The sequence below is a fragment of the Variovorax sp. F042 genome, from assembly GCF_057814215.1.
Genome location: NZ_JBVASX010000002.1, coordinates 613,267 through 627,386, shown reverse-complemented (window position 1 = coordinate 627,386; position 14,120 = coordinate 613,267). Strand labels below are relative to the sequence as shown.

Annotated in this window: 12 protein-coding genes; 10 read left to right on the top strand and 2 right to left on the bottom strand. The window is 67.4% G+C overall.

All coding sequences use genetic code 11. From position 1 onward, the window contains the following. Positions 1 to 159: 159 nt before the first annotated feature. From ACZYSP_RS11430 to ACZYSP_RS11390, 9 genes are read left to right on the top strand one after another with little or no spacing between them, the layout of a single operon-like run. On the top strand, positions 160 to 1,734 hold the full coding sequence (locus ACZYSP_RS11430; RefSeq protein ID WP_093075832.1) for an ABC transporter substrate-binding protein: 1,575 nt from the start codon (positions 160 to 162) through the stop codon (positions 1,732 to 1,734). Positions 1,735 to 1,750: 16 nt separating this feature from the next. Next, positions 1,751 to 3,010 carry a lactonase family protein gene (locus ACZYSP_RS11425; protein WP_093075830.1) on the top strand — a complete coding sequence of 420 codons (1,260 nt, stop codon included), beginning with the start codon at positions 1,751 to 1,753 and terminating at the stop codon, positions 3,008 to 3,010. Positions 3,011 to 3,021: 11 nt separating this feature from the next. Then, on the top strand, positions 3,022 to 3,963 hold the full coding sequence (locus ACZYSP_RS11420) for an ABC transporter permease (protein WP_093050319.1): 942 nt from the start codon (positions 3,022 to 3,024) through the stop codon (positions 3,961 to 3,963). A 3-nt stretch (positions 3,964 to 3,966) separates the two neighbouring features. Continuing rightward, on the top strand, positions 3,967 to 4,806 hold the full coding sequence (locus tag ACZYSP_RS11415; RefSeq protein ID WP_093048736.1) for an ABC transporter permease: 840 nt from the start codon (positions 3,967 to 3,969) through the stop codon (positions 4,804 to 4,806). Continuing rightward, positions 4,806 to 5,843, top strand: coding sequence for an ABC transporter ATP-binding protein (locus tag ACZYSP_RS11410; RefSeq protein WP_093048739.1), 1,038 nt, complete (start codon positions 4,806 to 4,808; stop codon positions 5,841 to 5,843). Before ACZYSP_RS11415 ends, ACZYSP_RS11410 begins: the two co-directional genes overlap by 1 nt. After that, positions 5,840 to 6,823 (top strand): ABC transporter ATP-binding protein, encoded by a 984-nt coding sequence (locus ACZYSP_RS11405; protein ID WP_093075829.1) that lies wholly within the window; start codon positions 5,840 to 5,842, stop codon positions 6,821 to 6,823. The genes ACZYSP_RS11410 and ACZYSP_RS11405 overlap by 4 nt, the downstream gene beginning before the upstream one ends. 2 nt (positions 6,824 to 6,825) lie before the next feature. Beyond that, positions 6,826 to 8,133, top strand: a complete 1,308-nt coding sequence (locus tag ACZYSP_RS11400) for an amino acid deaminase (protein WP_256216702.1) — start codon at positions 6,826 to 6,828, stop codon at positions 8,131 to 8,133. 10 nt (positions 8,134 to 8,143) lie between these two features. Beyond that, a complete protein-coding gene (locus ACZYSP_RS11395) occupies positions 8,144 to 9,058 on the top strand; it encodes a MurR/RpiR family transcriptional regulator (protein WP_093048748.1) in 915 nt (304 codons plus the stop codon). Then, positions 9,055 to 10,530 carry an N-acyl-D-amino-acid deacylase family protein gene (locus ACZYSP_RS11390; RefSeq protein ID WP_093075826.1) on the top strand — a complete coding sequence of 492 codons (1,476 nt, stop codon included), beginning with the start codon at positions 9,055 to 9,057 and terminating at the stop codon, positions 10,528 to 10,530. Before ACZYSP_RS11395 ends, ACZYSP_RS11390 begins: the two co-directional genes overlap by 4 nt. Here the strand turns inward: ACZYSP_RS11390 and ACZYSP_RS11385 are convergent, their stop codons facing one another. Next, a complete protein-coding gene (locus ACZYSP_RS11385) occupies positions 10,531 to 11,766 on the bottom strand; it encodes a lactonase family protein (protein WP_093075824.1) in 1,236 nt (411 codons plus the stop codon). A 319-nt stretch (positions 11,767 to 12,085) separates the two neighbouring features. Next, positions 12,086 to 13,615, bottom strand: a complete 1,530-nt coding sequence (locus ACZYSP_RS11380; protein WP_093075823.1) for an FAD-binding oxidoreductase — start codon at positions 13,613 to 13,615, stop codon at positions 12,086 to 12,088. 318 nt (positions 13,616 to 13,933) lie between these two features. On the opposite strand from ACZYSP_RS11380, the gene ACZYSP_RS11375 reads away from it, so the two are divergent. Then, complete coding sequence (locus ACZYSP_RS11375; protein WP_093048758.1) at positions 13,934 to 14,119, top strand: hypothetical protein; 186 nt, start codon at positions 13,934 to 13,936, stop codon at positions 14,117 to 14,119. Position 14,120: the final 1 nt, after the last annotated feature.

Here is a 14,120-nt window from a genome sequence, read left to right as displayed (position 1 = left end):
GAAGGGGATTGGCGAGTATCCATCCAATCTGAAAATCTATTTCAGAAAAACCCTTTATCGAGGGTTAACACGGATGATTTGGCATGAATACTGCTTCAAAGTCCGGGCCGAAGAGAAATTTTCTTTCACAAACTCGCCCGCCCCATGAAGGAGTTCCCCATGCCCCACGTCGGTCTTGTCCAGCGCCTGCCCATGCTGTCGAAGCGCAGCCTGCTGGGCGCTTCCCTGCTCGCGATGCTGTGCGCCGCGCTGCCCTACCAGAGCGCCCAGGCCCAGGGCCCGCGCAACTTCGCCACGCTGGCGATGGTGGCCGAGCCGCAGACGCTCGACCCGATGGCCTCGACCGCCGACCTGGTCGGAACCATCATGCAGCACGTGTACGAGACGCTCTACACCTTCGACGCCAAGTGGAACGTGGTGCCGATGCTGGCCGAAGGCATGCCGAAGATCTCGGCCGACGGCAAGACCTACGCCATCACCCTGCGCAAGGGCGTCATGCTGCACAACGGCCGCGAACTCACTGCTGACGACGTGGTGGCCAGCCTGCAGCGCTGGATGGAACAGTCGCCGCGCGGCAAGGCTGTGGGCAAGGAAATCGACAGCCTCAAGGCCAAGGGCCCGCTGGCGGTCGAGGTGGTGCTGAAGGAGCCCTATGCACCGCTGCTCTCGCAACTCGCGCTGCCCAGCGGCATGGCCGCCATCATGGCCAAGGACTCCATCGCCTCGCCGCTGAAGGACTTCGTCGGCACCGGCCCCTACAAGTTCAAGGAGCGCCGCCCCGACCAGTTCGTGCTGCTCACGCGCTTCGACAAGTACACGGCGCGCAAGGAGCCCGCGAGCGGCTACGGCGGCAAGCGCGAAGCGGCCATCGAGGAGCTGCGCTTCGTGCCCGTGCCCAACGCCAGCACGCGCGTCGAAGGCGCGCTGGCCGGCCAGTACGACTTTGCCGACCTGCTGCCAGTGGAAGCACTGCCGCGCCTGGAAAAGTCCGGCGGCAAGACCGTGCCGATCATGACGCCCTCGTTCGGCTTCCCCTACCTCGTGCTCAACACCAAGGAAGGCGTGGCCGCCAGCCAGCCGGTGCGCCAGGCGATCCAGACCGCGCTGGGCGAAGGCGAAATGCTCGCGGCCGGCTTCGGCGACACGCGCTTCTTCGTGGCCGAGGGCAACCACTTCCCCAAGGGCTCGCCGTTCTATTCGACGGCCGGTGCCGACCAGTACAACCAGCGCAACGCCGCCAAGGCCAAGGAGGCTGCGGCCAAGGCCGGCTACAAGGGCGAGCCGATCCGCGTGCTCACCAGCCGCCAGTACGACTTTCACTACAACATGGCGCTGCTGATGGCCGAGCAGCTCAAGCGCGCCGGCTTCAAGGTCGACCTCAACGTGGTCGACTGGGCCACGCTGGTGCAGCGCCGCAACGACGCCAAGCTGTGGGACATCTACGTCACCCATTCGGGCCAGTTCCCCGAGCCGATGCTCTCGCCGCCGCAACTCGGCGACGGCGCGCCCGGCTGGTGGGACACGCCCGCGAAGAAGTCGGCGCTGCAGGCCTTCAATGTCGAGAGCGACCCGGCCAAGCGCGGCGCGCTGTGGGGCAAGGTGCAGCAGGTCGTCTATGACGAAGTGCCGTACATCAACGTCGGCAAGTTCAACGGCCTCTCGGCCAAGAGCCCGGCGCTGGACAACTACACGCCCGCGACCTGGCCGTTCTTCTGGAACGCGAAGATCAAGTAAGGCAGGGATACCAGCCATGCCATCGCGTCGCCAACTTCTGCAAGCCAGCGCACTGGCCTCCGGCCTCGGAGCCCTTGGCCTCACGGCCTCCACCGTTCAAGCCGCAACCTCCGGCCCCGTCTACGCCTACGTCGGCACCTACAGCGACGGCGGCAAGCCGTGGCGCGGCGGGCGCGGACTGGGTGTGCACCAGTTCGTGCTCGACAGCGCCACCGGCGCGCTCAAGCCCATCCCCGGCGCGCCGCCGGCCGTGACCAGTGCGGGCGAGGGCGCGAAGCTGCGCAACCCCGCGTCGCTCGCGCGCCACCCGAAACTGCCGATGCTCTATGCGGCCAACGAGTTCGAGGCCGGCTCGGTCTCGGCCTTCCGCATCGGTGCAGATGGCGCGCTGTCGTTCGTCTCCGAGACGGCCTGCGGCGGCAAGGACCCGGCCTACATCAGCGTGCACCCCGACGGCCGCTTCCTGTTCACGGCCAACTACGCCAGCGGCGACGTCAGCGTGATCGCGCTGCGCGCCGACGGCACGCCCGATGCCGGCACCCCCGCAGTCGTCTACAAGGACGTCGAGGCCTGCGGCGCATCCACGCCCTGCAAGCCCGGCGCCGACGTGGTGCCGGCAGCCGCGCGCTCGTACGAAGGCTTTGCCACCAGCGACCACGACGGCCCGCACGCGCACATGGTGCACGCCGACCCGAAGGGCAATTTCGTGCTGGTGGCCGACCTCGGGCTGGACCGCGTCATCTCCTACCGCTTCGACCGCATCACCGGCGTGCTGAGCCAGCCGAGCACGGTGGCCGTGTCGGAAAGCTCGGGCGCGCGCCACTTCGTGTTCCACCCGAACGGCAAGTGGCTCTACCTGGTGAACGAAGAAGCATCGACCATCGCATTCATGCGCTACGACAACGCCACCGGCGTGCTCACGCTGGTGAGCGAAACCTCGGCGCTGCCCAAGGGCTTCAAGGGCACCAGCTACGCATCGGGCATCCGCATGCTGCCGGACGGCCAGCACTTCGTGTCGCTCAACCGCCTGCACGACTCGATCTCGCTCTTCAAGATCGACGCACGCACCGGCGCGCCCACGCTGGTGCGCGAGGAATGGTCGCGCGGCAACTACCCGCGCAGCTGCACGCTCGACCCGAGCGGCAGGTTCCTCTACGTGTGCCACAACAAGCAGGGCGACAACGTCACCGTCTTCCGCGTGCAGGGTGGCGACATCAAGTTCACCGGCCAGTACGTTGCAGTGGGCAGCGCGGCGGCCATCGAGTTTTCCGCGTGATGAAGAAATCGATGTTCCGCTACATCGCCTCCCGCGCGGCGGGCATGCTGGTCGTGCTCGCCATCGTGGCGGTGCTCGTCTTCGTGCTCACGCGCGCGGCCTCGGGCGATCCGGTTTCGGTGCTGCTGGGCGACCAGGCCACCGCGGCCGACATCGCCCGCGTGCAGAAGGAGTACGGCCTCGACAAGCCGCTGCCCGTGCAGTTCGGCTATTGGCTGCGCGAGGTGCTGCAGGGCAACCTGGGCACTTCGATCTTCCTGCAGCGCCCCGTGACGCAGGCGCTGTGGGAGCGCTCCGAACCCACCACGCTGCTCGCGCTGATGGCGGTGGCCATCGCGGCGCTGATCGGCGTGCCGTGCGGCATCGTCTCCGCCGTGTTCCGCGGGCGCGCGGTCGACCAGCTGTTCACCGGCATCGCGATGCTGGGCGCGAGCATTCCGAGCTTCTGGCTCGGCATCGTGCTGATCCAGATCTTTGCCGTGTCCTTCGGCTGGTTCCCGGTGTCGGGCTATGGCGCGCCCGATGCGGCGCTGGCCGAGCGGCTGCATTCGCTGGTGCTGCCGGCCACGGTGCTGGGCCTGCTGAACTCCGCGCTCATCATCCGCTTCACGCGCGCCTCCATGCTCGACGTGCTCGGCGAAGACTATGTGCGCACCGCGCGCTCCAAGGGCCTGAGCGAAAGCACGGTGGTGCTCAAGCACGCGCTGCGCAACGCGCTGGTGCCCATCGTCACGGTGATCGGCCTCACGGTCGCGCTGATGATCGGCGGCGCCGTCATCACCGAGACCGTGTTCGGCCTGCCCGGCGTGGGCAACCTCGTGGTCAGTGCCGTGCTGCGGCGCGACTACCCCGTCATTCAAGGTGCGCTGCTCGTGATCGCCGCGATCTATGTGCTCATCAATTTCTCGATCGACCTGCTGTACGCGGTGGTCGATCCGCGCGTGAAGGTCTGAGCGATGCGTATGCCCCGAATGCTCCGTCAGCTGATGCATCGCCGCATCGTGATGGTTTCCGCCCTGGTGCTGCTGGTGATCGCGGTGCTCGCGATCGGCGCACCGCTGTTCGCCTCCATCGACCCCAACGACACGGCCGTGCTGGAGCGCCTGAAGGCGCCGAGCGCCGAGCACCTGCTCGGCACCGACGAACTGGGCCGCGACCTGTATTCGCGCATCGTGCACGGCGCGCGCTACTCGCTGGCCATCGCTGCGCTTACGGCGCTGGGCGCGGTCATCGCCGGCACGGTGCTGGGCCTGATGGCCGGCTTCTTCCGCCGGCTCGACGCGCCGCTGATGCGCGTGGTCGACGCGATGATGTCCTTCCCCGACATCCTGCTGGCCATCGCGCTGGTGGCCATCCTCGGGCCCTCGCTGATGAACACCGTGCTGGCGCTGGTGCTGGTCTACACGCCGCGTGTGGCGCGGGTGGTGCGGGCCTCGACGCTGGTGGTGCGAGAGCTGCTGTTCGTCGAGGCCGTGCGCGCGCTGGGCGTGCGCACCTCGCGCATCCTGTGGCGACACATCTTGCCGAATCTGATGTCGCCGATCCTCGTGCAGGTGTCATTCATCTTCGCGTACGCGATCCTGGCCGAGGCGGGCCTTTCGTTCCTCGGCGTCGGCGTGCCGCCCGAGATCCCGACCTGGGGCACCATGGTCGCGGGCAGCCAGCAGTACGCGCACCAGGCCTTCTGGGTGGTGCTGTTCCCGGGGCTCGCGATCATCTTCACGGCGCTGTCGCTGCAACTGCTGGGCGACGGTGTGCGCGACCTGCTCGACCCGAAGCTCAAGAAGACATCGTGATGACGAACGCCAATCAAACACCACGTCTCACGGTCAGCAACCTGAGCACCAGCTTCCCCACCGAAGACGGCCTCGTGCGTTCGGTGGCCGATGTGAGCTTCTCCATCCAGCCCGGCAAGACGACCGCGCTGGTCGGCGAATCGGGCTCGGGCAAGTCGGTCACCAGCCTCACGCTGATGCGCCTGCTGCCCAAGACCGCGAACGCGCAGGTCAGCGGCAGCGCCTCGTTCGTGACGCGCGAAGGCAAGACGCTCGACCTGCTGCAGATCGGCGAACGCGAGATGCGCTCGCTGCGCGGCAACCAGCTGTCGATGATCTTCCAGGAGCCGATGACCAGCCTGAACCCGGTGTTCACCATCGGCGAGCAGATCGCGGAAAGCGTGCGCCTGCACAAGGGCCTCGACCGCAAGGCGGCGCTGGCGCATGCGCTGCGCATGCTGGAGCTGGTCGAGATACCGGCCGCCGCGCAGCGCATTCACGAGTACCCGCACCAGCTCTCGGGCGGCATGCGCCAGCGCGTGATGATCGCGCTGGCCATGGCCTGCGACCCGACGCTGCTGATTGCCGACGAGCCCACCACCGCGCTCGACGTGACCATCCAGGCGCAGATCCTCGAGCTCATGCGCCGGCTGCAGGCCGAGACGGGCATGAGCATTCTCTTCATCACGCACAACCTCGGCGTGGTCGCGCACCATGCGGACGACGTTGTGGTGCTCTACGCGGGCCGCGTGGTCGAAAGCGCACCGGTTCGGCCGCTGTTCGCGCAGCCCGAGCATCCGTACACGCAGGGCTTGCTGGCCTGCCTGCCGGGCAAGGCGCGCCTGCCCGGCCAGCCCAAGCCCAAGCGCCTGTTCGCCATTCGCGGCCAGGTGTCGAGTCCGCTGGCACCGCCGCCGGGCTGCGCCTTCGAGCCGCGCTGCGATCTCGCGCTGGCCGGCTGCACCGCCGGGATGCCGCCGCTGATCGAAACGCACCACGGCCGCCAGGCGCGCTGCATCCGCGTGCAGCCGGCGCAACCACTCGTGAGGGTCGCATGACCGCTGTTTCTTCTTCTCCACTCATCGAAGTCCGCGGACTCAAGAAATACTTCGGCAGCAGCGACCGCCCGGTGCGCGCGGTCGACGACGTGTCGTTCGCGATCCAGCCCGGCGAAACGCTGGGCCTGGTGGGCGAATCGGGCTCGGGCAAGAGCACCATCGGCCGCACCGTGCTGCGCCTGCTCGAACGCACCAGCGGGCAAGTGCTGTACCGGGGCGACGACATCGGCACGCTGTCGGGCGAGCGCATGCGCAAGCTGCGCAGCAAGCTGCAGATCATCTTCCAGGACCCGTACGCCAGCCTGAACCCCAAGATGCGCATCAGCGCGATCCTCGGCGAGGCGCTGTCCACGCACGGCCTGCACAAGGGCGCGGCGGCGCGCGACAAGCGCATTGCCGAGCTGCTCGAGACCGTGGGCCTGCGCGCCGAGCATGCGAGCCGCTTTCCTCACGAGTTCTCGGGCGGGCAGCGCCAGCGCATCGGCGTGGCGCGCGCGCTGGCCGTGGAGCCCGAATTCATCGTGGCCGACGAGCCGCTGTCGGCGCTCGACGTGTCCATTCAGTCGCAGGTCATCAATCTGCTGGCCGACCTGCGCGAGCGGCTGGGCCTGACGATGCTCTTCATCTCGCACGACCTCGACGTGGTCGAGTACCTGTGCGACCGCGTGGTGGTGCTGTACCTGGGCAAGGTGATGGAAGTTGCCACCACCGAAGAGCTGTTCGCGCGGCCCTCGCATCCCTACACACAGGCGCTGCTGGCCGCGAGCCCGAAGCCCGACCCCGAGGTGGCGACCGAGCGCATTGCGCTGAAAGGCGACATCCCGAGCCCCATCTCGCCACCCTCGGGCTGCGTGTTTCGCACGCGCTGCCCGCATGCCATCGAGGCCTGCGCGCAGACTGTGCCGCCGCTCGAAGAAGTTTCGGCAGGACACTACAGCGCCTGCATCCGCAAAGAACTGCTATCCAACATTGCCGCATGACCATGACCGACAAAGCCGTCGCCGCCAACGATTTCAACGACCCGCTGCTGGGCAGCAACTTCAAGGGCTACCCGCGCACCCAGGCGCCGCGCCGCCGCAGCGAGATCGGCGCTGCCGGATGGAACGTGCTCGCCGGTGACCTGCCGCTGCCACTGGCCGTGCTCAAGCGCGAGGCGCTCGAACACAACCTCGCCTGGATGCAGTCGCGCGTGCGCGAATGGGGCATCGACCTCGCGCCGCATGGCAAGACCACCATGTCGCCGCAGCTCTTCCAGCGCCAGCTCGACGCCGGCGCCTGGGGCCTGACCTTCGCCACCGTCACGCAGCTGGCCGTGGGCGTGGCGGCCGGCGCGCGCCGTACGGTCATCGCCAACCAGGTGGTGAGCGACGAAGACCTCGCGGGAATCCAGATGCTGCTGAGCGAGCATGTCGACCTGCGCATCGTGTTCCTGGTCGATTCGCTGGCGCAGCTCGCGCTGATAGAGGACTGGGCGAAGCGCCACCCCGCGAGCGTGCCTTTCGAGGTGATGATCGAGATCGGCGTCGACGGCGCGCGCACCGGCTGCCGTACGCACGAGCAAGCCGTGGAGCTGGCCACACGGCTGCGCGCGAGCGATGCGGTCAAGCTCGTGGGCATCGAGTGCTACGAAGGGCAGGGCGCTACCGGCCAGAGCGAGCCCGATGCGGCCTACGCGAAGACGCTGATGGACCGTGTGGAAGCCGTGGCACGCCACTGCGACACCAACAAGCTTTTCGAGACCGACGAGGTGCTGGTTTCGGCCGGTGGCTCGGCCATCTTCGACCTCGTGGCAGGGCGCCTGAAGCCCGCGCTCGGCGCGCCGGTGCGCGGCCTGCTGCGCTCGGGCTGCTACGTCACGCACGACCATGGCTTCTACAAGCGCATGGTGAGCGCGGTCGATGAGCGCCTGGGCTGCGGCTGTGGCGAGAGCCTGGTGCCGGCGATGGAAGTCTGGGCCACGGTGCAATCGCGCCCCGAGCCGGGCCTGGCGATTCTTGCGGTCGGCAAGCGCGACATTTCCTTCGATCTCTCGCTGCCTGTGCCCATCGCACGTGCTGCACGGGGCGTGCTGCAGCCGCAGGCCGTGCCCGCGGGCTGGAAGATCACCGCGCTCAACGACCAGCACGCCTACCTGCGCTGGGACGCGAGCGAGGAAGCCGAAGCGCCCAAGGTCGGCGACCGCGTCGGCCTTGGCATTTCGCACCCCTGCACCACCTTCGACAAATGGCACTGGATGCCCGTGGTCGAGAACGACTACCGCGTGAGCGACGCCGTCGCCATGCACTTCTGAGCACGCTGCGATGACACCCTCCCTGCTTCAGAAAATCGCGCAGATCCGCAGCGACGCCCCGGCGACGCGGCGCGCGATTCTCGACCTGATCCTCGAAGACCCCGACCGCGTGCTCGAAGAGAGCTTCGAGCAGCTGGCCGAGCGCTCGCGCAGTTCGGTGCCCACCATCATGCGCACCTGCCGCGACCTCGGCTTTGCCGGGCTGCGCGAGTTCAAGCTCGCGCTCGCGCAGGAGCTGGCGCTCGGTGGCTCGCCGCTGCACCGCCGCGTGAACATCGAGGACGCGGCCGACGAAGTGGTCGGCAAGATCGCGCGCAGCGCTGCGGCATCGGTCTCGGGCGTGCGCGGCCAGCTCGACATGCAGGTGCTCGACGGCGCCGTGGCGGCGATTGCGGCCGCGCCGCACGTCGACCTGTACGGCGCGGGCGCCACATCATGGTTCATGGCCAACGACCTTCAGGCGCGGCTCTTCAGACTCGGCCTGTCGGCCAATGCCTGGGCCGACTACCACCTGCAGCAGGTGGCCGGCGCGGCGCAGCGGCCGGGCGGCGTGGTCATCGCCATCTCGCACGTGGGCGGCATGCCCTCGCTGCTCGACGCGGTGGACATCGCGCGCGGGCAGGGCGCCAAGGTGGTTGCGCTGACGCGGCCCGGCACGGCACTCGCGGCCAAGGCCGACTTTCTGCTAGGCCTGTCGGTGCCCGATGACGCGGTGATGCACGTGGGCATCGACGCCTACCTGACGCACCTCACAGCCATCGAGATCCTTACCGTGCTCGTGGCCCAGCGCCGCGGCGAACCCGCCGTGCAGCGCCTTCAGCGCGCGCGCGAGGCCTTCCAGCGCCACGGCATCGACGCCACCACGCACCCGCTGCAAAGCTGGGACGGCGGCGGCATCAACAGCAACAAGGGAGCCGCATCGTGAGTGCGACGACAGGCAAGGCCATCCTGCTCGAAGCTGGCCTGGTGGTCGACGGCTCGGGCGGCCCTTCGTGGCCCGGCGACGTACTGCTGCAGGGCGACCGCATCGTCGCGCTCGGCGAAGGCCTGCGCGAGCGGCTGCCCGATGGCCTCGCGCTGGCCGACGTCGAGATCGTCGACTGCCGCGCCAAGGTCATCGCCCCTGGCTTCATCGACGCGCATACGCACGACGACGCCATCGTGCTGCGCGACCCGCTGTGCCTGCCCAAGGTGTCGCAGGGCATCACCACGGTGGTGACGGGCAACTGCGGCATTTCGCTCGCGCCCTACCGCACGCCGCAGTCGCTGCCGCCGCTCACGCTGCTGGGCGCCGATTCGTTCAAGCACGCGACCATGGCGGAGTACCGCGCGGCGGTCGATGCGACGCAGCCTGCGCTCAACGTGGCAGCGCTGGTCGGCCACACCACGCTGCGCTTCGCGACCATGGAAGCGCTGGACCGGCCCGCCAGCGCCGATGAGATGGCGCGCATGGAAGCGCTGCTCGACAGCTGCATGGCCGACGGTGCGCACGGCATGTCGTCGGGCCTGTTCTACGAAGAGGCCTTTGCTGCGCCCGCCGAAGAAGTGACGGCGCTGGCGCGCGTCGTGGCACGCCATGGCGGTGTGTACGCCACGCACCTGCGCAGCGAGATGCAGCAGATCATCGAGGCGCTGCACGAGGCCGGCGACTCGGCTTTCAATGCCGGCGTGCCGCTCGTCATCTCGCACCACAAGTGCGCCGGCCCCGCCAACTGGGGCCGCACGAAAGAGACCCTGCCGCTGATCGAGTCGCTGGCGCAGCGCCAGAAGATCGCGATGGACGTGTACCCCTACGTGGCCGGCTCGACCGTGCTGCGCGAGGATCTTGTCGATGGCGTGATCGACGTGCTGCTCACTTGGTCCGACCCGCATCCGGAGATGACGGGGCGCCTTGTCTCCGACATCGCGCGCGAGTGGGGCGTCACCGAGCGGGAGGCCTGCCTGCGCCTGAAGCCGGGCGGCGCCTGCTACTTCCAGATGCAGGAGGAAGACGTGGAGCGTGTCATCGCGCATCCGCTCACCATGATCGGCAGCGACGGCCTGCCGCACGACCGGCATCCGCATCCGCGCCTGTGGGGGGCTTTTCCTCGCGTGTTTGCGCGCTACTGGCGCCAGCGCAGGCTGTTCACGCTGGAGCAGGCCGTGCACAAGATGACCGGCATGACCGCGCGCAACCTGCGCATCGCCGACCGCGGCCTGCTGCGCACCGGCGCGATGGCCGATGTGGTGGTGTTCGACCCCGAGACCATCGCCGACACCGCGACCTACGACCAGCCGCACGGCGTGAGTCTGGGCGTGGAGCGCGTGTTCGTGAACGGCGTGCTGGCCTACCGCGGCGGCGAGGCCGAAGCACGGGTGCTGGCGCGCGCGGGGCGGATGCTCACGCGCGGGAGCTGATCAGGCGAACACCAGGCAGGCCGGCGTCGGCACTTGTGCCACCTGCACCGGCTGGTCCAGCTTGCCGCTCGCGGGGTCGATGCGCAGGCGCAGGATGGCGTCGCCTTTCTGGCTGAGCGCGTAGAGGTGACTGCCACTGGGCGCCATCGCCAGCGCGCGCGGGAAGCGCAGGCCTTCGCTCCAGTGCTGCAGCGGTGTCAGCGTGCCGCTGGTTGCATCGACGCGGAATGCTGCAATGCTGTCGGCCAGCGGGTGTTCCGACTTCAGCCGGCGGTTGCTCGCGTAGAGAAACTGCCCCGAGGGATGCATCACCAGCGCCGCCGAGTTTTTCTGGCCGGTGAAGTCTTGCGGCACTGTCGAGATCCGCTGGCGTTGTCCGTCTATCAGGCCGCTGGCCGCGTCGTAGCCGAAGCAGGCGACCGTGGCATCGAGTTCGCTCACCAGGTACAGGAAGCGTTGCGACGGATGCAGCGCCAGGTGGCGCGGGCCGCTGCCGGGCTGCGTGGCAGTGCGGCCGACCAGTGCCAGCTTGCCGTCGGTGAGCGTGAAGACGTTGATGCGGTCGCTGCCGAGGTCGGTGGCTAGCACGCGCTGGCCCGAGGCGTCGAACTGCACCATGTGCGGGTGTGGCGACTCCTGCCGTTCGGTGTCGGGGCCGGAGCCGGTTTCCTTCTCAATGCTCGATACCTTGCCGAGCTTGCCGTCTGCATTGATCGGCAGCACGTTGTAGGCGCCGCCGCCATACAGCGCCACGACCAGGGCGCGCCCATCGGGTGCCACGGCCAGATGCGCCGGGATGACGCCCGACAGGGACAGCGGCTGGCGGTTGATCAGCGTCAGGCGGCCACTGCGTTCATCGATGGCATAGGCTTCGGCTGTTCCGGTGGGCAGGCCCTGGTAGGTGTCGATTTCGTTGATCGCGTACAGGAAGCGCTGGCTGGGGTGCACCGCTAGAAACGAAGGGTTCGCGCTGGTGACTGCTTGCACCTGTGTCCAGGCGCTGTCCTGAATGGCGAGCACGTAGATGCCCTTCGACGCTGGCCCGCCAGCGGTGCCGCCCGGGGCGTCACTGGTGTAGGTGCCGACATATGCAAAGCGCGGTGCGGGTGTGCTGCGAGTGGTGGCTGCGGCGTCTGGGGTTTGTGCGTTGGCAGGTAGCCACGGCGTCAAGGCACCGAGGGCGGAGGTGCCGCCGATCCATTGCATGACTGTGCGGCGTTGGGGGCGATGTGTCATGGGATTCCTCTTGTGATTAGGCTCGATGGTTTTTGTTCAGGGCGTGTACGAATGCCACCGGGTACTCCCCTCCGCGAATGTCCCCCGGCCTTCGGCCTCCTCCTTTATTTCGCTGCGGGGAGCACCCGATGCCATTCGCACATGGACGCAGTCGTTGTGCGGGCCGATCAAACGCTGCGCTGAACGATCACGTCGATGGGGTGCCTTGCGCAGCGAAATAAAGGAGGAGGCCGCAGGCCGGGGGACATTCGCGGAGCAAGGTACCCCGTCGGCGTGATCGCGCCCCGAAACGCAGCGACTCGAAAAGCGGGAGGTCATTTCAAGGCCGTACTGACATTGCATGGTGAAAGATGTTGTTCGGGTCATACCGACGCTTAACCTTTCGCAGGAAGTCATAGAGCCCCTGGTCTCCGTAGTAGAGCTGCGACCAGAAAGGGTAGGCCAGCATGTCGCTGTCCGGGTAGTTGATGTAGCAGCCCTCGTAGCGCTCGCCGGGGTAAGGGGTGCCGGCGTAGCGCTCGGGTACGTCGGGCGTGCCGTACACGTCTCGGTAGAAATCGTTGATCCAGCGCAGGTGGCCGGCATCGTCCTTCGCATCGCGCCAATAGGTCTGGTACTGCAGCTTCATGATCGAAGCGCGCTGCGGCACCGCGGTGTCTGCGATGCGCTCGGGCTTGTTGACGGCGCCGCCGTACGAATCCACCTGCACCAGCGACTGGCTGAGATCGACGCCCGGTATCACGCGCGTCAGGTGCGTGTAGATGCGCTGCGCCTCGCGGGTGCTGAAGTTCTGCTTCATGTAGGCCGACTTGTATTTGCCGCGCTGGTTATCGCCCGAGCCGTTGAGGTATTGCGTGGCTGTTAGCCAGTCGTAGCGCGTCACCGTGTGCGGCTTGGAGCACAGCAACTGCCCCGCGTCGCGTTGCGGGGCCGGGCCCACGCCCGGCGGCCGGCCCTTGGCGGGCACCGGCGCGCAGGCGCGAAAGCGATCGAGGAATTCGTTGAGCACCGTCAGGTCGTTGCAGGTGCCGTCGGGGTTGCAGAACTGCGTCAGCATCACGATCTGGCCCGACGAGCGATGCGTGAGCTTGAGCAGCGAGAACATGCCCCAGGTGTCGGGCGACTTGCCGCGGGTCGCCCAGTATTCGCCGTAGGTGGAGAGCAGGGTGGCAAAGCTCTCGGGCGTCATGGTGGCCCAGTCGAAGGCGACCACCGCCAGCGCAACCTCGCGCGGCGCGGGCGGCAGGGTGTCGAACACGTAGCTGGTGATCGCGCCGAAGTTGCCGCCGCCCGCGCCGCGACAGGCGCGGAACAGATCGGGCTCGCGGCGCGCATCCACGGTGCGCGGCACCACCTTGCCGCGAGAGTCCACCGTGAGGATGTCCACAGCGGAGAGCCAATCGACCGTCAGCCCCTGCAGGCGCGACAGCAGGCCGTAGCCGCCGCCGCAGATGTGCCCGCCCGCGCCGACCGAATAGCAGGAGCCGCCGGGCAGCGTGACGTTGCTGCGCTTGTACAGGTCGAGGTATTCGTTCCAGTTCTGCGTGCCGGGGCCGACACGGTAGCGCCCGTCGCCGCTGGCGGGGCTCGCCTGGTTGAGCAGGCTCAGGTCGAGGATCGCGCCGTCGGGGTTGTTGGAGACGAAGTCTTCATAACAATGCCCACCACTGCGCAACGTGGGCCGAAGGCCAGCATCGACGATGCGCTGCAGGGCGGCGGCCGCATCGCCGGCGTTCTCCGCCAGTTCGATGCGCGAAGCGGCGTCTGACTCCGTTGCAGGCCATCGCAGGTTGAAACCCTTTTTCAGGGTGTTGTAGCGAGCATCCTGGCGTGTCACGGTGATGGTCATGGGCACTTTCTGATGGTCGTCTTGCGACGGTGAGCGGGAAGCAGGCGCCTGAAATGAAAGACTTTTTCTTAATTTCCTTGATTTGACGAAAATATCGCGCTACGTCGCCTATATTGACGTCAATTATTGGATTGTTTGAAAGATATTTTCATAAGGACAACCCCGAATCGGTGCCCCTCAAAGTCAGGGGCCGCGGTACCGGCACTGCGTCGTATCCAGTTGGATATGACCCCACGACCCCTAAAGTTCTAACGCTCCCGGCAAAAATCGGTCAAACTGACGCACTCACCGGCCGTCGAATTCCGACTTGGAGCAAAGATGGACAAGGACGCTGAAGGCCTTGGCGCCGATTTCGAGCTGTGGCAGCAGCTCACTGATGACTACGAAGCAGCATTGGGCGCACTGGCCCGGGGTGAGCCGGGTGCGCGGGAGCGAGTGCTCCGGTTGTCTCTGGCGCTGCGGCAATTGCATCCGGACCTGTCCCCCGTCGACGACAACAGCTAGG